The organism is Enterococcus sp. 7E2_DIV0204 (assembly GCF_002140855.1).
GTDB classification, from domain to species: domain Bacteria; phylum Bacillota; class Bacilli; order Lactobacillales; family Enterococcaceae; genus Enterococcus_L; species Enterococcus_L lemimoniae.
Genome location: NZ_NGKY01000001.1, coordinates 3,007,385 through 3,027,069, shown reverse-complemented (window position 1 = coordinate 3,027,069; position 19,685 = coordinate 3,007,385). Strand labels below are relative to the sequence as shown.

Below are 19,685 nucleotides of genomic sequence, written 5' to 3'. Positions count from 1 at the left end.
TCGTCGTTTTCTTTTTTGATTGGTTTAAAATTAATCTTCCTCGGGTAACTCTATTTTTTCAATTGTATTGAAATTATCAAACTCTGAGTCAATACTGACAATGACTTTCCCTTTTTTATTTTCACCGATAACCTTTGTTACCATTTCTTTTACGTTAAATGTTTTTTTATCAACACTTACATTCATTGTAATCCTCAGATCATCCTCCGTGTCAAAACCTGTAAATGAAATATTATAATATTTTTTCAATGTTTTATATAATTTTTTATCATAACCATCATACATGAAATGATACTCATCATCCGTCGTTTCAAACCCTAGATCTTCTGATACTAACCCAAGTAATTCTAATGGCACACTATAATCAGCTTGGTTGCTAAATTCTTTGGCATCAACCTTTGCTGTTTTCTTCCAAACGCCAGGTCGATCTTCTAAATATGCTTTACCATCCTTAATGATAAATTCAAGTTCTTCTCCATCTGCATTGGTTGAATCAATGCTGTACGCATTATTTTTGCGATCGACTTCTGAACTCATTTCAACAGCTGAGTTATTTTTTTGTCCTAAGGCACTCACTTTCACACTAAGATCCATATCTAATGAGTAGCTGTCTATCTTACCTTCCTTCGCGTCCATCCGCTTAAGTGTTGCTTCTTTCGTAAGTGGCTTATTACAGCCAACCAACGTTGCTAATAATACAAAAACCAAAACAAATTTTTTCATCTAAACTCCCCAACTCTTTATAGTATATTGATTAAAATAATCCCCTAGTTTTTATTATACTAAACCTAAATTCAAAATACGAGTGCTTTTCCAAATTGTCTTGACTCAATAAAAAAACGTCAAAGTTCGCTTTGACGTTTTTTTATTTGTTATACGTTTATATTTCTAATCCAGCCTGCTGGAGCAGCTACATCTCCAAACTGAATACCAGTTAACTCATCATAAAGTTTTTGTGTTACTGGACCGACTTCTGTTTCACTGTAAAATACATGAAAGTCATCATAGGTTTGAATCCCTCCGATTGGCGAGATGACTGCAGCCGTTCCACAAGCACCAGCTTCTTTAAATTGATCTAAAGAATCAATATAAACATCTTCCTCTGCTGCTTCCATTCCAAGATTATTCTCCGCTAAATAAAGTAGCGAATACTTCGTAATACTTGGTAGTATTGAAGGTGATAACGGTGTAATGAAACGATCATCTTTAGTGATTCCAAAGAAATTAGCAGAACCGACTTCTTCGATTTTAGTATGTGTTTTGGGATCTAAGTAAATACAATCTGAGAAGTGTTTTTCCTTGGCTTCTTCGCCAGGCATAAAACTAGCTGCGTAATTTCCACCAACTTTAATTGCTCCAGTTCCTTGAGGTGCAGCACGATCATAATCGGAAAAGATAAAGTTCGTTGGTGTTAAACCTCCTTTAAAATAAGCACCTACAGGCATACAGAAAACTGTAAATAGATACTCAGGCGCAGGTTTTACACCGATTCCTTCTCCAACACCGATCAAAAGCGGGCGAATATATAACGTAGCACCACTACCATATGGCGGAACAAATGCCTCGTTCGCTTTTACCACTTCTTCAATTGCATGGATAAATTTAGCTTCTGGAACTTCAGCCATCAATAATCGCTTAGCACTACGATTCATTCGTTTAGAATTTTCCTCCACTCTAAATAAATTGATCGATCCATCTTTACAGCGATAAGCTTTTAGCCCTTCAAAACATTGCTGTCCGTAATGTAAGGCTGCTGAACCTTCATGAATATGCAATGTATTATCTTCTGTTAGCGTTCCTTCATCCCATTGGCCATTTTTCCAAGTTGAAATGTAGCGAAATGGTGTTCTTATATAATCAAAGCCTAAGTTATCCCAATCAATTGTCATACGATCACTCCTTATTTTCAGAATATTGTAACACATTTCCAATGAATTTGTTAAGCTTTTTACAGAAATAATGACATCTTTTTTCAAATTCAAGTATAATGATAGAGTAATTATCGCTAAAAAAGAAAGTTGGGATTTTCTTGTTTATTCTTGGCCAATCAGGATCCAGTAAAACGGTTGACAGTACCATGGATTCTGCTCTTGATATCAAAGCTGTCACTGAAAACAAAGTCAATGCACTGCAACGCTTTTGGAATGGAATCAATTGGGATCAAATTATTGCAACATTGATTGAAAAAGTGATTTACCTACTATTTCTTATTTTACTTTTTGCCCTGCTTAACCGGATAGGTAAAACACTTATAGATAAAACATATGGCAACTACAGTAAAAAACAATCGTTCAGTGAAAGTCGTTTGAAAACACTACATACACTGATCAATAACGCTTTTCAATACACGCTCTTTTTCTTTTTCACATACTCACTACTTACCGTGATTGGCGTTCCTGTCGGTTCACTCCTTGCAGGAGCTGGGATTGCTGGTGTGGCAATTGGTTTGGGCGCACAAGGCTTTATGAATGATATTATCACTGGTTTTTTTATCATTTTAGAACAACAAATGGATGTTGGCGACTATGTACGTTTAACTGCTCTTGGCATTGAGGGAACAGTTACTGCTGTTGGCCTTAGAACAACACAGATGAAAGCATTAGATGGAACTGTTCATTTTATTCCTAATCGAAACATCACCACAATCAGTAACCTTTCTAGATCAAACATGCAAGTTCTGATTGATGTGCGCATCATGCCAGATGAAGGCTATGATCAAATCACAGCGCTTATTGATCAAGTCAATCAAGAATTGAAAGAAAAATATGCTGAGATCATTCAAAATGGTCCAACGATTTTTGGTATGGTTGATTTAGGAAATGGAAATTTTGCCGTTCGTACAACCATGTACGTTTTAAACGGAAAACAAGCACCGATTAGAGAAGAGTTTTTAGCGCAGTATGTAAAAAAACTATCTGAAGCAAACTTCACCATTCCAAATACACCGATTACATTAAAGTGAAAAGATGATCCTGACTTTTTACAGTCAGGATCATCTTTCTATTTATCTAAAAATTTCAAAAAATGACTGATATGTTCTACTGCAAATGGAATTGCTGCTTCTTTTGGTTCAAACTTAGCAGAATGTAGACCATAAGGACTATCAACTCCGAGCCAAAACATTGTGCCAGGAACCTTAGATAATAAATACCCGAAATCTTCCCCCGTCATAGCCACTTCTGCCTCTTCAAATACAACATCAGGCTCTTGTTTCATAAAGGAGATAAATTTTTCTGTTGTTTGCGGATCATTAATTACAGGAACATAACCTTTTTGATCTAATGATACAACGACCTCGCAGTTAAATGACTTTGCAATTCCTTCACCAATTTCTCTGATTCTGATTTGAGTCAATTGGTTCATTTCTTCTGTTAATGTCCGAATTGTGCCGGATATTGTGGCTTCTCCTGCAATCACATTGGTCGCTGAACCAGCATGAAAGGTACCAAAAGTGACTACCGCTCCCTCAACTGGATTAACATTTCGGCTAACGATTGTTTGAGCTTGTTGAACCAGACTCATTCCAGCTACGATCATATCATTTGAAGCATGAGGAAACGCTGCATGGCCGCCTTTCCCCGTTAAAGTGATTTGAACTTCGCAAGTTGCTGCAAATAGTGTGCCGATCTTCGTTGTAATTTGCCCAACTGGTAACTCTGGGTTTACATGTAACCCATAAAATTCATCCGGTAACCAAGTACCAAAAGCTCCTGCCTCATACATCAACATACCACCAGCTTCATTTTCTTCTGCTGGCTGAAATAAAAATAAGTAATTATTTTCAGGTTGTTCAACTGACATTTGTTCCAACAAGCCTAAACCAATTGTCATATGAAAATCATGTCCGCAAGCATGCATATATCCCTCGTGTTCAGATTGGAAATCAGATAGGACCTCTTCAGCAATTGGCAAACCATCAATATCAGCTCGCCAACCAATCGTTTTTTGGGGATTTTTGCCATGAACAAAAACCATGATTCCAGTTCGCCATGTTTTATACTCTATAAACTCTTTATCAATCAACAAGATAATTTCTAATAAGCGTTTTTGTGTTTTTTCTTCTTCTAGTCCAATTTCTGGTATTTTGTGAAGTTGTCTGCGAATCTCGATCAATTGTTCTTGAATCACTGTTCATCTGCCTCTTTTCTATTTCTCTATATCTTATTGTTGAATAAAATAATTCTTCTGTCAATCCTTGACTAAGAATTATTTTTTGACTTTTAGCAAATTTAACCTGATTCAGCTTTTATAAGTGCTCTAAATAGCGTTGAGCAAATTCACTAATTTTCTCTAAATCAATTCCTTTTAGCTTATTCTCAGGGCTTACGGGAACCCATGAAGGCTTATAACCACCGAACCATACGATTTCAATTGACCGAAGGCGTGTGATTATTGTGCCGACGTATGACGATAAAGAAAAAATAAAAAATGCCTATCAACCATTAGATACTGCGATGTTGCGTTTAGCACAAGAGTATTCTGAATCAGAACTAGAACTGAACAATCATTTCTTAGCAAAAGCCGTTTCCGTACTCGATGATCAATTACAGAGGAAATAACAACATATGACATTGATAAAAAAGCCAACTAAAATTTCATTTAGTTGGCTTTATTTAGACTATTTCATAATATCAATCAAGTCTTTCTTAGATGCGGCTGATGCCGGCATGTAGCTAAAGACGACACCGATTAGAACTGAAATTCCTACAGCTAGTCCAATTGTAAACAAATCTGGACGTACTGCGAATGGTAGAAAGATCGACGAAACAACGCCTAAGATCATTCCCAGTAAATAACCGATCATCCCGCCAAGCAGTGTCAATGTTAGCCCTTCAGCTAAAAATTGTTTTCTGATATCTTTTTCTGTTGCCCCCAAAGCTCGGCGAATACCAATTTCTTTCGTACGTTCTGAAACAGAAATGTACATCATATTCATAACACCCACCCCTGCAATAAACAACGAAATACCAGCGACAGCAGAAATAAAGAGTGTTAGATTATCTAAAATGCTACCCATTTGATCAATATCTGATTTGGGATTATATACTTCGTACTCACCAGTATTTCTCATGCTCCCATTGAAGTTGAGCTGTTTTAAAACCTCTGATGTTACTTTGGCTTTATCTTCACCTGCCTCAGTTTCCAAATCCAAGATTGATTGACTGTCTGGTTTATTAAAGTAGTGATCATAGGTTTTAATCGGAAAGTATGCTAACGGAGCTTGATTTTCCATGGACAAAGTGCCACTTTCACTCGCTTTGATGCCTACGACTGTGAATAATTCATTCATGACTTCAAAGCCTTTACCAATCGCTTTTTCTGGCTCACCATACAGTTTCTGAGCCAACACTTCATCAACGACCACAACTTTATTCAACGTTTCATTATCTTTAGGTTCTATTTGACGACCACTTAACAATGGAGCTGATGTTTGCTCAACCCGTTCTACTTTTTTTGTTAGCTTTTTACCACGAACATAGAGCTCTATTTGACGTTCAGTCAATATAATTTTAGGCTTGTAAAAAGCTACTTTTTTGATTCCTTTGATGTTTTTAATTAAATCTAAATCACTTTTTTTAAAAACTTCGCCCTCTTTAAAAGCATTGGCAACATCATAATAGTTAAACGTAATATTACTAACATTTTCATTTGTATTGGTCATGGACATTTTGTCGATCATATCTCGTTTAAAACCATTACCGATAGATACGATCGTGATCACTGAAGCAATCCCGATAATAATACCGAACATTGTTAAAAAGCTACGTTTTTTATTTTTTAAAATTGATTTTAAGGCTGTCTTCCAAATGACGTAGTTTTTCATTTGATCAGCTCCTCTTCAACAATTACCCCATCTTTGACCCGAATCAAACGATCACAGTAAGAGATCATCTCAGGATTATGTGTTACCAAAATGATGGTTACACCTTCTTGCTTATTCAAATCCTGAAATAACTGCATGATATCTTCCGAGGTTTTTGAATCTAGGGCCCCTGTAGGCTCATCTGCGATAATAAAGCTTGGAGAGTTCACAATAGACCTTGCTATGGCTACCCGCTGCTGCTGACCACCTGAAAGTTGTTTTGGGTATTTATTCCCTTTATCAGCTAAACCAACCTTTGCTAATACTTCTTGGACTCTCTTTTTTGTATCTGTATAAGCTGAACCATTATACAGTAGCGGTAACTCGACATTCTCAAAAACTGTGTTATTTTCGATCAAACTAAAGTTTTGAAACACAAATCCTACTGATTGATTACGAATTGCAGAAAGTTCTTTATCAGAGAAATCTGTGATCTCTTTGCCTTCGAATAAATACGTCCCTTCAAATTTTTTATCAATAAAACCGATCAGATTGATCAATGTCGATTTGCCTGAACCAGACGGCCCCATAACTGCAACAAACTCTTTTTCTTTAATCTCAAAGTTGATATTTTTTAAAACATGTAACTTTTCTTCTTCTAAAGCATAATATTTGTTGATTTGTTCAAGCTTAATCATTTTCAACCACCTGCACTTCTGTATTATCTTTTAACACGTCATCTGGGTTTCCAATGATTTTAGTGCCTTTTGTTACACCTGATTCCACGTTTTTAACGCCATTCATATCCACCACTTTGACATCAGTCTTCACTGCACGACCGTTTTTATAGATGAATACAAAAGTTTTATCTTCTTTCGTAACAATTGATTTTTCAGGTAAAACGAGTTGCGGTTGCGGCAACGATACCTGGACAGATGAACCATACGCCCATGGGAAGTCTCCCTCCACAATAAATTCGTAGGTAGGGATTTCTGATTCAGTTCCATTTTTTGATTTAGGCAATTGATTGATCGAACTGATTTTTCCTTGAGCTGTTTGGTTTGAACCAACAGATGTTACACTGACTTCTTGTCCAGTTTTTAGTTTTGCTAAATCATATTCTGTCACAATCCCCTTAGTTTGTTTGGTCTTACTTAGTACCTGAACCAAAGGCTGGTCTAATGATTTTTTACCTGCTTCATTGACCATCGCAACACCATCAATTGTCGCTTTAACAGTTGACGTAACTTTTCCTTGTTCTGATTCTAACACTGCTGCTTCATCGTTTACTTCCGTATAAGCTAAATCTAGCGCTTGTTGTGCTTGGATTACTTCGTTATTTATACTAGTTACTTCTGTTTTTTGTTGTTCAACCTTGCTTTTAAGCTCTTCCTTTTTTTCTGGATCTACTTCTCTATCAAACTCAGCTTTACTTTGATTTAAACTTGCTTGTGCTTCGTTATAACGAGTTTGCGCACGACTTAGATTCTGTGATGCTTGTTGTGCTGATAAACTACTTTTATTGACTGTTCTTTGTTGTTGGTCAGCTCTAGTTTGAGCTTCCCCATTTAAATAATTAAGTAAAACATCACCATTTTTCACTTCTTGTTCATGTTTTACTGGAATGTCTGTAATTGTTCCTAATGCTTGATCATAGAAAATATCCTCTGTTTGTGCTGCTTTCACTTCACCCTTTAAAAGTAACGGATCTAACTGATTTAACGTAAAAACATTGTAGCTAGACTCAGTTTTTTTAGGGGAGGAAAAAAATAGAAAATAGCTTCCTACACAGATTCCAACTAAAATACCACCAATAACTAATTTAAATTTTTTGCTTTTCATAATACTTGTTCCCCCTACTTAATCTAATATAATCGATTATAGCTAGAAACAAGCTAATAAAAAATTGAATAGTCATGCATTCGGCTTACACATTTGCAAGTTTAATATAACAATCCATTTTTAAACGAAAAAAAAGCGAGCCCAAACTATTACTAGTTATGACTCACTCTTTTAATCGTTATTATAATTTACGTAATTCTTCCATCATATTTGTTTTACTTTTCGTTTTTTCATCAATATCTTTGATCTTTCTAGCAGGAACACCAGCAACAACTGTATATGGTGCTACATCATCCACAACAATTGCACCTGCAGCAACAACTGCGCCTTCCCCTACTCGAATTCCTTCTAAGACAACTGCATTAGCTCCGATCAAGACATTATCTTCGATTACAACTGGCTCTGCACTTGGTGGTTCGATAACACCCGCTAACACAGTTCCTGCACCGATATGACAGTTTTTACCAACTGTTGCACGTCCACCTAAAATGGCGCCCATATCGATCATTGTCCCAGCGCCAATCACAGCTCCGATATTGATTACGGCTCCCATCATGATTACCGCATTATCGCCGATCTCAACTTGATCTCTAATCGTTACCCCTGGCTCAATACGGGCATTGATTTCTTTGATATCCAACATTGGAATCGCAGAGTTTCTTGAATCATTCTCGATGACATAATCAAGAATGTATTCTTTATTATCCTCTAAAAACTTTTTGATGATATTCCATTCACCGAATAAAGTTCCCGTTTTACAATTAGTAAAAGCTTGTATTTCGTCAGGAAAAGAAACTTCCTTCAATTTACCTTTTAAAGTAACTTTAACTGGCGTTTTTTTCTCAGCATTCCCGATGTAGTTAATAATTTCATAAGCGTCCATCAAATAACTCCCTTCAATTAGGTGTTTAGTTTATCAAAAAAATGAACAAAAGGGAAGAAAAATCAAATTACTTTCATTTCTCTAGACTCTCCTTCCGATTTTGGTAAAATGATATTTTTACGTTCTAGCTCGTGAGCCATATGATTGATCGCCTTTAACAATTCTTTGCGTGTAATGATTCCTTTGAAACATTGATTGTCATCAACAACTGGAAGAAAAGCCGCATCCACTAATAAGTGAAGGACATCTTCTAACTCCCATTGTTCACCGATCACTGGTACATTAACTTCCATAACATCTGCTACAGTAAAATCTTTTAATTTATCAAAGTCAATAGATGTAATGTCAAACATTTTATCCACTACATCAGATAAACTGATCAGCCCTACAAAGCGATCACCTTTATCCAATACAGGGATTTTTGAATACTTTACTTGAGATAAAACTAATAACGCATGACTCAACGGATTTAAGCACATCACGTTTGCGACATTTTCCGCAGGAATCAAAAAGGTTTCTTGTTTTTCTAATAATAATTCTTTTACAGCAGTTCCAATCATTTGGAGTGCCTCCATTTCATTTTCTTTGCCACAATTATCATTGTACAGAAAACGGATGCAAATGTCTTGAAATTCAAACTTTTTTCATAACTCTTAAAAAAAATTAACATTTGACCTTAGTTTCTTCATATTTGCTTTTTGGTAAAAGTAAAAACAGTGTTTGGGACAAAAATCGGTTCTCTTTTTGTTAAACACGCTAATCTCGAATAGACGGTGGATCGGAAGCAGGGACTACACTTCGTTTCGATCTCTTTAACCTCTACGCATGAAATATGCTAGAATTTGATATCTTCTGTCCCAAGCTCCATTTAATTATTTCCTATTAAAAACAAAATGAAGTTTTTTAAATGGTTGGTGATCTCGTCCATAATATTGAACGATAAAACGATCTGTCGTGCTCTCAATGATCGCGTATGATTTTAGTTGAATCGCGCCTCTAGGTTGGCTAATACTTCCAGGATTCAAATACAGAACATTGGCCCGAACCTCACAACCAATTTCATGCGTATGACCAAATAACACAATAGTCGCTTTGACTTGTTCTGCTTTTAAAGCAAGAGTAGTCAAGCCAGAACGCACATTAGCCAAATGTCCGTGTGTCATAAAAATTGTATCTTCATCTGTTTTTTCCACGATACTATCAGGAAACTCAGAACTATAATCACAATTTCCTCTCACGACGATAAAATCATTCCATAATACATCGTGAGCTTCCAATTCAGAATCACCACAATGAAACAGCTTATCTACTTTTCCTCGATAGTTTGCAACTAAATCAGCCAGTATGTCTCGATCACCATGATTATCACTTACTACTAAATACTTCATGCACAACCTCCTAGTTTTTCAACCAATTTTCCCATTGATCTTTTAGTTTGGCAACAGCTAACCCTCTATGGCTGATTTCATTTTTGCGTTCATCCGAAAGTTCTGCTGCTGTTTTTTGCTCTTCAGGCACAAAAAATAATGGATCATAGCCGAATCCATGATCACCACGCGGAATCGTACCGATTTCGCCTGCCCAATTGCCTTCTACGACTAAGCTCTCTTTATCTGGTGCTGCAAATACGAGCGTACAATGGAACATCGCTGTCCGTTTTTCTTTAGGTACTCCAGTTAATTCATGTAGTAATTTAGCGTTGTTTGCAGCATTATTCGTTGGTTCACCAGCAAAACGGGCTGAAAATATCCCTGGCATGCCATCTAGCGCATCGACGATTAAACCTGAATCATCTGCTAAAACAGGTTGTTTTAAAATAGCAGCAATTGTTTCTGCTTTTAAACGGGCGTTTTCTTCAAATGTTTTCCCTGTTTCCTCAACATCGGGTAATTCTGGATAATCTAATAGCGTTTTTACTTGATAGCCTTTTTCAGCGAAAAGTTTCGTGAATTCTTTGGCTTTTCCGGGATTTCTTGTTGCAATCACGATCGTTCTATCTTCTATTGGAAAACTCTTTTCACTTGTTTGATACATTAACGCTTCTTTTTGATAGGCGATCAAATGTTCAATCCCGGATTTGCCATAGAATAACAACGAGTTTAGTTCATCGCCTGAAAAAGTCGCTTCTTCCCCTGTACCTTGGAGCTCAACAAAATTACCTGATTCAGTCATCACCAAGTTCATATCTACAGCGGCTGTTGAGTCTTCTGTATAGTCCAAATCAAGAACACATTGGCCATCATTTAAAATCCCAGCGCTAACGGCAGCTAAGTACTCTTTGATTGGGTCTTCTTGTAAGTCGCCATTTTTCAGCATTTTAGCCACTGCGATTTTCATCGCAACAAAAGCACCTGTGATACTTGCAGTCCGAGTGCCACCATCGGCTTGGACAACATCACAATCCACGATAATACTTCTTTCACCCAATTTTTTCAAATCAATCACTGCACGTAATGATCGACCAATCAAACGTTGAATTTCCATTGTTCTTCCTGTTAATTTTCCTTTAGCACTTTCTCGGATATTTCTTGTATTTGTCGCTCTTGGAAGCATACTATACTCTGCAGTCACCCAGCCAGTCCCTTCACCTCTTAAAAATGGTGGAACTTTTTCTTCCACAGTCGCAGAACAAATTACTTTGGTATCACCAAAAGAAATCACGACAGATCCCTCTGGATGTTTGTAAACATTTGTCTCAATGGTGATTTTTCTTAATTCTTTCGCCTGTCTTCCATCATGTCTGATCATCATTCATTTCTCCTCATTTCTTAATAGGTAAGCGAACTTGCTCAACAGTTATAGTTTCTAGATTTAACCAATCATCAGCAATCGCTTTAAACATTTTCGCTGATCCAGTCGTATAAAATTCATTTGGCTCATTAACATAGTTTGGCATATTCGCTATATCAAAATAATCTAATAACATACTGACTTCACTTACCGTTTCAGCCCCCGAATCAATCAATTTTACTTGGCTACCCATAACATTTTGGATCAAAGGACGTAATAACGGATAATGCGTACAGCCTAAAATCAATGTATCTAATTTTTTCAATTGCAGTGGATTTAACGTTTCTGATACAACTTTTTTTGCTACAGAAGAGTGAAACTCATTACTTTCAACAATCGGAACAAACTTTGGACAGGCCAAACTTGAAACAAATGTATTCGGTGCTTTACTCTTTAATGCTGTTTCATAGGCACGGCTTTTGATGGTTCCAGCAGTTCCAATCACACCCACACGATTATTTTTTGTTGCTTTTAAGGCAGCTCTTGTACCAGGTAAAATCACGCCTACAACTGGGATATCCAATTCAGCTTTGATTTCTTCTAAGGCAACTGCAGTCGCTGTATTACATGCGATCACTAACATTTTAATGTTCTTCTCTAAAAGAAAATTGGTCATTTCCCAAGTAAATTGCACGACTTGCTCAGCCGGCCTAGGACCATACGGACAGCGTGCTGTATCACCAAGATAGATCAAACGCTCATTCGGAAGTTGCCTCATTGCTTCTTTTACTACCGTAAGTCCACCGACTCCGGAATCTATAAATCCTATTGCTTCATGATTATTCAAGTCAATCAACCTTTACAGTATTTTTTCAACACTCTTATTTTCTACTTTTTGGTGTTTTTTTTCAAGTTTTATTATCGTTTCTTCTATTATATCATTCTTTCTCTAATAATTTTTTATTTGATTATTAGTGTTGAAATTGCTGTCTCTTATACACATCTAGATGTGTATAAGAGACACTACGTATACTATCCATTAATAAGTATTTCTTATCATTTTCTCAGTTTAACTTTTTGACGTTCTTTTTTTCATTTTTATCCAATCTATTCAATCACTGATAAATCAACAATCATTATAAATGATGTGATAATTTTATACATAAAGGAGAATGGCCATGATTTCGTTGGAACATGTAAATAAGTATTTTGGGGACCATCATGTATTGAAAGATGTTTCTTTAAAGGTCAACGAAGGAGAAAAAATTGTCATCATCGGACCTTCTGGCTCCGGTAAAAGCACTCTGATCCGTTGTATCAATCGTTTAGAAAAAGTTACCGACGGACACATATTAGTCGATGGCATCGATATCACAGAACCTAAAGCTCCCGTTCAAAAGGTTCGTCAAAAAGTAGCAATGGTTTTTCAAAGTTTTAACCTCTATGCACACAAAACAATTATTCAAAATCTTACATTAGCACCCATAAAAGTCAAAGGGGTCAGTAAAGAAGAAGCAACTAAAACAGGAATGGAATACTTAGAAAGAGTCGGTTTAGCAGATAAAGCAAATGCCTATCCTGCCCAGCTTTCTGGTGGGCAACAACAGCGCGTCGCGATTGCCAGAGCCTTAAATATGCATCCGGAAATCATCTTGTTTGATGAACCAACCTCAGCTCTTGACCCAGAAATGATCCAAGAAGTTTTAGATGTAATGGTTGACTTGTCTAAACAAAATATTACGATGATTTGCGTCACTCATGAAATGGGTTTCGCTCGTCAAGTCGCTGATAAAGTGATTTTTATGGATGATGGGCAAATCATCGAAACAGGAACACCAGAACATTTCTTTACTAGCACTGAAAACGAACGTGCTAAAGAGTTCTTAAGTAAAATCATTCATAATTAATACAATAAAATAGACCTAAGGAGGAATTTCAAATGAAAAAAACAAAAAAATTATTCGGTGCATTGTCTCTTGCGTTATTACTCGGCCTGATTGTCGGTTGTGGCAGTGGCGAAGATAAAAATTCGACTGATTCTGGTAACAAAGGAACGACTGATCTTCAAAAAATCAAAGATGCTGGTGTAATTAAAGTCGGTGTTAAAGAAGATGTTCCGAACTTTGGATATATGAATCCTGATACGAATAAAAATGAAGGTATGGAGCCAGATATCGCGCGCTTGATTGCAAAAGAATTAACTGGTAGTGAAGATAATGTTGAGTTTGTTGGTGTAACCGCAAAAACTCGGGGACCTCTATTAGATAATGGCGAACTGGATATGGTGATCGCAACGTTTACCATCACAGATGAACGCAAAGAAACCTATAATTTCACAACGCCATATTATAAAGACGAAGTTGGTTTTTTGGTTAGAAAAGCTGACAAATTTACCGACACTGCTAGTTTAGATGGTAAAACAATTGGTGTCGTTCAATCCGCAACGACCAAAGAAGCAATTGAAAAACAGGCAAAGGATTTGGGTGTAACGTTCAAATATCAAGAACTAGGCTCATATCCTGAACTAAAAACAGCCTTAACATCTAAAAGAATCGATGCTTTTTCAGTAGATAAATCAATTTTAACTGGTTATGTAGATGATAGTACCGAAATCTTGAAAGATGGTTTCTCACCACAAGAATACGGTATCGCTACGAAGAAAGCAAATACGGAATTAAACGATCAGTTAAATAAATCCATTGAAAAATGGGAAAAAGACGGTACTTTGGAAAAAATCTACAAAACGTGGAATCTGGACTAATTTTTCCCGATTCTATACAATTTCGTTAGAATTTGGGAGGAAATCAAATGTTCATTATAGCGAATTCAGGGCCATTTGCGCTTTATCGTTGGGAAGCTTTGCTTAAAGACTGGAGACTTTTTGGCGATGCTTTCCTTTATACCATTTTACTTGCGGTCGGATCATTGATCGTGGCGATGTTATTAGGGATATTTTTTGGGAGCCTCTCTGCGATGCACAACAAATTATTGAATCTAATCAGTCGAATTTATGTTGAATTTTTTCAGAACACCCCATTGTTGATTCAATTTATCGTTGTTTATTATGGTTTTCCATTGATTAGTCCAATGCTAACTTTTTCGACAACAACGATTGCGATCATTTGTGTGGGCCTTTATCATGGCGCCTATATCTCAGAAGTTGTTCGTTCAGGGATCGGTGCTGTGCCTAAAGGGCAATTTGAAGCAGCTTATTCTCAAGGTTTTTCTTATGGAAAAACAATGCGCTTTGTCGTATTGCCTCAAGCTTGGCGAATTATGCTACCGCCACTTACAAATCAAATCGTAAATTTAATCAAAAATACCTCAACAGTTGCGATTATTTCGGGAGCAGATGTGATGTTTACAGCAAATAGTTGGTCTTCGATCAATCTAAACTATATTCCGGCATTTGCGCTAGCAGGATTCCTTTACTTTATCCTGTGCTTCCCGTTAGCTAAATTGGCTCGGAAATTAGAAGAAAACAATAAGAAAGCTTATACCAGATAGGAGGTCGCAAATATGTCTTTTTCAGAACAAATGAGTCAACTTCTCACCGGCAATAACTTGCGCTTTTTATTCGATGGGTTGAAGCTTACTCTTTACATTTCTTTTGTATCAATTATTTTAAGTACGATTTTCGGTACTATTTTAGCTGTTTTAAGAAATCAAAAAAAAGGTCCTTTAAAGTTTCTAGCTAGTTTATATATCGAAATCGTTCGTAATATACCTAATTTACTATGGATCTATGTTATTTTCTTGATTTTTAAAATAAAGTCTACTCCTGCTGGAATTGTTAGCTTTACTGTTTTTACAACCGCTGCTTTAGCTGAAATTATCCGTGGCGGTTTAAATGGTGTTGACAAAGGACAAAAAGAAGCCGCCCGTTCTCAAGGCTTTAGCAATTTTCAAATTCTTATATATATCGTTTTACCTCAAGCCATTCGCAACGTATTGCCCGCAATTGTTTCACAATTTGTGACGGTAATTAAGGATACTAGTTTTTTATATTCCGTTATTGCGCTGCAAGAGCTCTTCGGGAAATCTTATATATTGATGGGCCGCTATGCTCAAACAAGTCAAGTTTTTGCAATTTACGGCCTTGTCGCCTTGATGTATTTTGTCATTAATTTTTCGATTTCTCAGTTTTCCAGATGGTTATCTAGAAATTGGGCTTAATCGACTAAAAAAAGTTCCGCAAAACTATTTAAGTTTTGCGGAACTTTTTCTTTTAGCGAATCTTCACAGCAAATTGCTCCACTAATGCCTTTTCTACTTTTTCCATTGATTGATTGATCTCTTCATCAACCAATGTTGCTTCAGCGTTGACAAACGTCAAGCTATAAGCCATTGATTTTTTCCCTTCAGCGATGTTCTCTCCTTGATAAACATCAAATAAGTGAACGGATTGCAAGAATTTTCCAGCATGTTTGGAAATAGTTCCTACTAATTCTTGGCTTGTTACTGATTCATCGACCAGTAAAGCAATATCCCGTGAAACTGCTGGGAATTTTGAGATTTGTTGATACACTAATGCGTCATTTTCTTCTGCGATGATTGCTTGAAGATTTAATTCAGCGGCGTATGTTTCTGGAATCTCGTATTCTTTTGCTACAGTTGGATGAACTTGCCCGATGAATCCGATGACCGTATCATTCAATTTTATCAAAGCCGTTCTTCCTGGATGTAGATCTTGATTTTCTTTTGTTGCTTCGTAAGAAATTTTATTTAAAATCCCAACAGAGTCAAATAATTCTTCAAGCATCCCTTTCACTGTGTAAAAATCAACAGTTGTTTCCTTGGTTTGCCAATCTTTCACTTTACTGTTTCCTGATAAGACGATCCCTAGATGGTTCTCTTCATAAGGCAATTCTTTTTTAGGATCATTGTCTTGATAAAAAACTCGTCCAACCTCATAAAGTGCAATATTGTTGTTTTTACGGGCAACATTATAGGCTACGTCATCTAATAATCCTGAAATCAAGTTCATTCTTAAGACAGAACGCTCTTCACTCATTGGCCATTGCAGACTTGTTGTTTGGCTTTCTCTCATCATAAATTGACGAGATTTTTCCTTAGTTGTCAAAGCATAGCTAATTGCCTCACTGGCACCGCATCCTTCAAGTAAACTCTTGATCTTACGAACTAATAGTTGTCCACTCGTTAAGCTACCTGCCACAGTTTCACCTTTTGGCAATGTGGAAGGTAAGTTATCATACCCATAAATCCGTGCCACTTCTTCGATCAAATCAGCTTCGATCTTAATATCCCAGCGTCTAGGGGGAACTGTCACAGTATATTTCTCTTGATCAAGTACATAGTCAAAACCTAGTGTGTCAAAAATTTCACTGACCGTTGCTTGATCCATTTTAGTCCCTAGATATTCATTGATTCTTGAAATCGTCACACTTACAATAACCTCTTCAAGTCTTACTTCTGAGCCAATCGCTTTACCTGAAACTACTGTTCCTCCAGCTAATTTAGCAATCATTGCAGCAGCCACATCCCCTGCTTCACCAATCGTTGCATGATTGATTCCTTTTTCAAATCGGCTAGAAGACTCACTCCGCAAATTGAACTCTTTTGACGTTCTACGAACGGATAATGAATTAAACAAAGCTGACTCCAAAGCTACAGTTGTTGTTTCATCAGTAATTTCTGAGTCGGCTCCACCCATAACTCCAGCCAAAGCAACAGGAACTTGCCCATTTGTGATGACGATATTTCCTTCTGATACTTTGCGTGTTTCGCCATCTAACGTGACGATTTCTTCACCTGTTTTACCACGTCTTACTAAAATAGTTTTACTTGCTAGTTTATCATAATCAAACGCATGTAACGGTTGTCCGAATAATAAAAGAATATAGTTTGTGATATCAACTACATTATTGATTGGGCGAATCCCCTCATTCATTAAACGTGTTTGCAGCCATAGTGGGCTCTCAGCGATTTTTACATCTTTGATGACTCTGATTTGGTAGGCTGGTGTATCTTCTTTGTCGGTCACTTCCACAGAAATGTAATCTGCAGCTGTTTCACTTGTATCCTCTTTTAAGGGCTCATCATTAAACTTGGGTGTTTGACGGTAAATCGCCCCAACTTCATACGCAACACCACGCATACTCAATGCATCTGCACGATTTGGCGTGATTGATAATTCGATAATATGATCATCCATATCTAAGTATGAAAAAACATCATCGCCATTAACTGCGTCAGCTGGCATGTAATAAATTCCATCCGAATAGGCTTTCGGGATTACGTTATCGGAATAACCTAATTCTTGTAAAGAACAAATCATCCCATTTGACACTTCACCACGCATTTTACCTTTTTTGATTTTTTGATTACCAGTGATTCGAGAACCAGGCAAGGCCACAATTACTTTGATACCGACCTTGACATTCGGTGCACCACAAACGATTTGGGATAATTCTGCTTCACCGATATCCACTTGACAAATCGATAAATGATCTGAATTAGGATGAGGAACACATTCTTTGACCTCACCAACGACGATTTTTTTCAAACCATCTTCTGGAACTTCAACGCCTTCAACTTCGATCCCTGTCAAAGACATTTGATCAGATAATTCTTTTGCTGAGATTTTTGATAGATCTAAATATTCACTTAACCATTTATAAGAAACTAACATCGTCGACTACTCCTTTACCTTGAACTGATTTAAGAAACGTAAATCATTTTGATAGAAATTACGAATATCGTTAACGCCATAACGCAACATTGCAACACGATCTGGCCCTAAACCGAAAGCAAAACCAGTATATTCTTTTGGATCAATACCTGACATCGATAAAACATCTGGATGAACCATGCCGGCACCTAAAATTTCGATCCAGCCAGTTTGTTTACAGACATTACAGCCTGCACCACCACATTTGAAGCAACTAACATCCACTTCAACGGAAGGCTCAGTAAACGGAAAATAACTTGGGCGCAGACGAATCTTACGATCTTCACCAAACATTTTTTTCATCACAACTTCTAATGTGCCTTTTAGGTCACCCATTGTAATATTTTTATCGATAACTAGCCCTTCGATTTGATGGAATTGGTGGCTATGTGTTGCATCATCTGTATCTCTACGGAATACTTTCCCAGGAGAAATCATGCGGAGTGCACCTTTTGAAAAATCATGTTTTTCCATCGTTCTTGCTTGTACAGGAGAAGTATGGGTGCGAATCAAGATATCATCTGAGATATAAAACGTGTCTTGCATATCACGTGCTGGGTGATCTTTTGGTAAATTCATCCGCTCAAAATTGTAATGATCAGACTCAACTTCATAGCCTTCTACAACTTGATAACCCATTCCTACAAAAATATCTTCGATTTCTTCCATCACTTGGGATAACACATGACGAGTGCCATGTGTCATCTGTTTACCTGGTAATGTTACATCAATTGTTTCCTGTTCTAAAGCTGCATTCAACGCCTCTGTTTCTAAAACTTCCTTGCGAGTTTCAACAGCTTCAGTCAATAAATCTCTGATTTCATTGGCAAAGCTCCCCACTACTGGACGTTCTTCTGCTGATAAATCTTTCATTCCCCTCAAGACTTCTGTGATGGGTCCTTTTTTACCTAGTGTTTCCACTCTGATTTGGTTTAAGGCTTTAAGATCCGCTACATTTTGAATATTCGTCAATGTTTCATCTCTTAAAGCTTCTAATTGAGCTTTTAATGTCATTTTTCTAATCCTTTCTTTTCTATAATAATTGAACTAAGTACATTAATTGTAGGTACTTGATAAAACAAAAAACGATAGCCCGCTCCTATCTAAAGGAACGAGCTATCGTGTTACCATCCTACTTCATGACAAAAAATCATGCACTCAATTCTTATAACGGCTTTCACCGGTCTGAACACTTGGAACAAACAAACTCCGGAAGTGAACTTCATTTTTCGATTACGTAACTTGTTTTCAGTCTAAGACAAGTTTTCCCTTTTCGTATCAGCCAAATTACTCTTTTCCATCAACGCTTTTTGCTATTCAATTGATTACAGTTTACAAGAAATTAGGTCTTAGGTCAACTGCATTCTTCAGCAGTGACCCATTTTTCTGCCCAATGTTGGATTTGTTCCATTGCTTGTTGTAAGTCCTTGCCTTTGATTGAGAGAAAATATTCAAGACGGCTACTCTCGTCACAGCGAACTGCTTTTGAGATGATCCCTTCAACTTCTAATTCTTTCAAGCGCTCGACTAATACGCGATCGCTTAGTTCAGGGATTTTTTGTCTTAACTCACCAAATCGTTGAGGACCGTTTTCCAACAAGACGTCAATAATCAAACCATTCCATTTCTTCCCTAAAATCGCAAAAGCTTTTTCAAACTTAGGACATAATGAAAATTCGGTTGTTTTTACTTGCTCCATTTTCCTCACCTCGTGAACTGAGTATAGCACACAACTT

Annotated in this window: 20 protein-coding genes; 6 read left to right on the top strand and 14 right to left on the bottom strand. The window is 36.8% G+C overall.

Going from position 1 to position 19,685, the window contains the following annotated elements:
• Window positions 1-30: 30 nt before the first annotated feature.
• Both A5819_RS14045 and A5819_RS14040 read right to left on the bottom strand, forming a co-directional pair.
• Window positions 31-723 carry a DUF6612 family protein gene (locus tag A5819_RS14045; protein ID WP_086279371.1) on the bottom strand — a complete coding sequence of 231 codons (693 nt, stop codon included), beginning with the start codon at window positions 721-723 and terminating at the stop codon, window positions 31-33.
• 149 nt (window positions 724-872) lie between these two features.
• Window positions 873-1,889, bottom strand: a complete 1,017-nt coding sequence (locus A5819_RS14040) for a branched-chain amino acid aminotransferase (protein WP_086279370.1) — start codon at window positions 1,887-1,889, stop codon at window positions 873-875.
• 140 nt (window positions 1,890-2,029) lie between these two features.
• Between A5819_RS14040 and A5819_RS14035 the strand changes: the two genes are divergently transcribed.
• Complete coding sequence (locus A5819_RS14035) at window positions 2,030-2,962, top strand: mechanosensitive ion channel family protein (protein ID WP_086279369.1); 933 nt, start codon at window positions 2,030-2,032, stop codon at window positions 2,960-2,962.
• Window positions 2,963-3,000: 38 nt separating this feature from the next.
• On the opposite strand, the gene A5819_RS14030 is transcribed toward A5819_RS14035, so the two are convergent.
• The gene (locus tag A5819_RS14030) at window positions 3,001-4,128 is read right to left on the bottom strand and encodes an N-acetyldiaminopimelate deacetylase (RefSeq protein WP_086279368.1); all 1,128 of its coding nucleotides are present in this window, start codon (window positions 4,126-4,128) and stop codon (window positions 3,001-3,003) included.
• Window positions 4,129-4,394: 266 nt separating this feature from the next.
• Here A5819_RS14030 and A5819_RS14025 point away from each other — a divergent pair, with 266 nt between their 5' ends.
• Complete coding sequence (locus A5819_RS14025) at window positions 4,395-4,559, top strand: hypothetical protein (protein ID WP_176271433.1); 165 nt, start codon at window positions 4,395-4,397, stop codon at window positions 4,557-4,559.
• A gap of 59 nt (window positions 4,560-4,618) precedes the next feature.
• Here A5819_RS14025 and A5819_RS14020 read toward each other — a convergent pair whose 3' ends face one another.
• The 8 genes from A5819_RS14020 to racE all read right to left on the bottom strand — a co-directional run bounded on the left by A5819_RS14020 (window position 4,619) and on the right by racE (window position 12,111).
• Entirely contained in the window at window positions 4,619-5,824 is a 1,206-nt protein-coding gene (locus A5819_RS14020; protein ID WP_086279367.1) for an ABC transporter permease, read from the bottom strand.
• Complete coding sequence (locus A5819_RS14015; RefSeq protein WP_086279366.1) at window positions 5,821-6,501, bottom strand: ABC transporter ATP-binding protein; 681 nt, start codon at window positions 6,499-6,501, stop codon at window positions 5,821-5,823. The genes A5819_RS14020 and A5819_RS14015 overlap by 4 nt, the downstream gene beginning before the upstream one ends.
• Window positions 6,494-7,645, bottom strand: coding sequence for an efflux RND transporter periplasmic adaptor subunit (locus A5819_RS14010; RefSeq protein WP_086279365.1), 1,152 nt, complete (start codon window positions 7,643-7,645; stop codon window positions 6,494-6,496). The genes A5819_RS14015 and A5819_RS14010 overlap by 8 nt, the downstream gene beginning before the upstream one ends.
• 181 nt (window positions 7,646-7,826) lie before the next feature.
• The gene (gene dapD / locus A5819_RS14005; RefSeq protein ID WP_086279364.1) at window positions 7,827-8,528 is read right to left on the bottom strand and encodes a 2,3,4,5-tetrahydropyridine-2,6-dicarboxylate N-acetyltransferase; all 702 of its coding nucleotides are present in this window, start codon (window positions 8,526-8,528) and stop codon (window positions 7,827-7,829) included.
• 62 nt (window positions 8,529-8,590) lie between these two features.
• Window positions 8,591-9,088, bottom strand: coding sequence for a cyclic-di-AMP-binding protein CbpB (gene cbpB, locus A5819_RS14000; protein WP_086279363.1), 498 nt, complete (start codon window positions 9,086-9,088; stop codon window positions 8,591-8,593).
• A gap of 312 nt (window positions 9,089-9,400) precedes the next feature.
• Window positions 9,401-9,916: a metallophosphoesterase gene (locus tag A5819_RS13995; protein ID WP_086279362.1), complete on the bottom strand. Its 516-nt coding sequence runs from the start codon at window positions 9,914-9,916 to the stop codon at window positions 9,401-9,403.
• Between the two features lie 10 nt (window positions 9,917-9,926).
• Window positions 9,927-11,276 carry a ribonuclease PH gene (rph, locus tag A5819_RS13990; RefSeq protein ID WP_086279361.1) on the bottom strand — a complete coding sequence of 450 codons (1,350 nt, stop codon included), beginning with the start codon at window positions 11,274-11,276 and terminating at the stop codon, window positions 9,927-9,929.
• A 13-nt stretch (window positions 11,277-11,289) separates the two neighbouring features.
• Window positions 11,290-12,111, bottom strand: a complete 822-nt coding sequence (gene racE / locus A5819_RS13985; protein ID WP_303393685.1) for a glutamate racemase — start codon at window positions 12,109-12,111, stop codon at window positions 11,290-11,292.
• 325 nt (window positions 12,112-12,436) lie between these two features.
• On the opposite strand from racE, the gene A5819_RS13980 reads away from it, so the two are divergent.
• Genes A5819_RS13980 through A5819_RS13965 form a run of 4 tightly spaced genes read left to right on the top strand, consistent with a single transcriptional unit; the run spans window position 12,437 to window position 15,434 of the window.
• Complete coding sequence (locus tag A5819_RS13980) at window positions 12,437-13,165, top strand: amino acid ABC transporter ATP-binding protein (RefSeq protein WP_086279360.1); 729 nt, start codon at window positions 12,437-12,439, stop codon at window positions 13,163-13,165.
• A 32-nt stretch (window positions 13,166-13,197) separates the two neighbouring features.
• Window positions 13,198-14,019, top strand: a complete 822-nt coding sequence (locus tag A5819_RS13975; protein WP_086279359.1) for a transporter substrate-binding domain-containing protein — start codon at window positions 13,198-13,200, stop codon at window positions 14,017-14,019.
• 47 nt (window positions 14,020-14,066) lie between these two features.
• Entirely contained in the window at window positions 14,067-14,765 is a 699-nt protein-coding gene (locus tag A5819_RS13970) for an amino acid ABC transporter permease (RefSeq protein ID WP_086279358.1), read from the top strand.
• A gap of 30 nt (window positions 14,766-14,795) precedes the next feature.
• Complete coding sequence (locus A5819_RS13965) at window positions 14,796-15,434, top strand: amino acid ABC transporter permease (protein ID WP_176271470.1); 639 nt, start codon at window positions 14,796-14,798, stop codon at window positions 15,432-15,434.
• A gap of 52 nt (window positions 15,435-15,486) precedes the next feature.
• Here the strand turns inward: A5819_RS13965 and pheT are convergent, their stop codons facing one another.
• From pheT to A5819_RS13950, 3 genes are all read right to left on the bottom strand, one after another.
• On the bottom strand, window positions 15,487-17,910 hold the full coding sequence (gene pheT / locus A5819_RS13960; protein ID WP_086279356.1) for a phenylalanine--tRNA ligase subunit beta: 2,424 nt from the start codon (window positions 17,908-17,910) through the stop codon (window positions 15,487-15,489).
• A gap of 6 nt (window positions 17,911-17,916) precedes the next feature.
• Complete coding sequence (gene pheS, locus A5819_RS13955; protein WP_086279355.1) at window positions 17,917-18,963, bottom strand: phenylalanine--tRNA ligase subunit alpha; 1,047 nt, start codon at window positions 18,961-18,963, stop codon at window positions 17,917-17,919.
• Between the two features lie 340 nt (window positions 18,964-19,303).
• A complete protein-coding gene (locus tag A5819_RS13950; protein WP_086279354.1) occupies window positions 19,304-19,648 on the bottom strand; it encodes a helix-turn-helix domain-containing protein in 345 nt (114 codons plus the stop codon).
• Between the last annotated feature and the right edge of the window lie 37 nt (window positions 19,649-19,685).

What these genes read in the sequence shown, in the direction of transcription:
- A5819_RS13950 (WP_086279354.1), bottom strand. Translation starts at nt 19,648, where the DNA reads ATGGAGCAAGTAAAAACAACCGAATTTTCATTATGTCCTAAGTTTGAA.
- rph (WP_086279361.1), bottom strand. Translation starts at nt 11,276, where the DNA reads ATGATCAGACATGATGGAAGACAGGCGAAAGAATTAAGAAAAATCACC.
- A5819_RS14020 (WP_086279367.1), bottom strand. Translation starts at nt 5,824, where the DNA reads ATGAAAAACTACGTCATTTGGAAGACAGCCTTAAAATCAATTTTAAAA.
- A5819_RS14040 (WP_086279370.1), bottom strand. Translation starts at nt 1,889, where the DNA reads ATGACAATTGATTGGGATAACTTAGGCTTTGATTATATAAGAACACCA.
- A5819_RS14015 (WP_086279366.1), bottom strand. Translation starts at nt 6,501, where the DNA reads ATGATTAAGCTTGAACAAATCAACAAATATTATGCTTTAGAAGAAGAA.
- cbpB (WP_086279363.1), bottom strand. Translation starts at nt 9,088, where the DNA reads ATGATTGGAACTGCTGTAAAAGAATTATTATTAGAAAAACAAGAAACC.
- pheT (WP_086279356.1), bottom strand. Translation starts at nt 17,910, where the DNA reads ATGTTAGTTTCTTATAAATGGTTAAGTGAATATTTAGATCTATCAAAA.
- A5819_RS13995 (WP_086279362.1), bottom strand. Translation starts at nt 9,916, where the DNA reads ATGAAGTATTTAGTAGTAAGTGATAATCATGGTGATCGAGACATACTG.
- A5819_RS14045 (WP_086279371.1), bottom strand. Translation starts at nt 723, where the DNA reads ATGAAAAAATTTGTTTTGGTTTTTGTATTATTAGCAACGTTGGTTGGC.
- dapD (WP_086279364.1), bottom strand. Translation starts at nt 8,528, where the DNA reads ATGGACGCTTATGAAATTATTAACTACATCGGGAATGCTGAGAAAAAA.
- A5819_RS13975 (WP_086279359.1), top strand. Translation starts at nt 13,198, where the DNA reads ATGAAAAAAACAAAAAAATTATTCGGTGCATTGTCTCTTGCGTTATTA.
- A5819_RS13980 (WP_086279360.1), top strand. Translation starts at nt 12,437, where the DNA reads ATGATTTCGTTGGAACATGTAAATAAGTATTTTGGGGACCATCATGTA.
- A5819_RS13970 (WP_086279358.1), top strand. Translation starts at nt 14,067, where the DNA reads ATGTTCATTATAGCGAATTCAGGGCCATTTGCGCTTTATCGTTGGGAA.
- A5819_RS13965 (WP_176271470.1), top strand. Translation starts at nt 14,796, where the DNA reads ATGAGTCAACTTCTCACCGGCAATAACTTGCGCTTTTTATTCGATGGG.
- pheS (WP_086279355.1), bottom strand. Translation starts at nt 18,963, where the DNA reads ATGACATTAAAAGCTCAATTAGAAGCTTTAAGAGATGAAACATTGACG.
- A5819_RS14010 (WP_086279365.1), bottom strand. Translation starts at nt 7,645, where the DNA reads ATGAAAAGCAAAAAATTTAAATTAGTTATTGGTGGTATTTTAGTTGGA.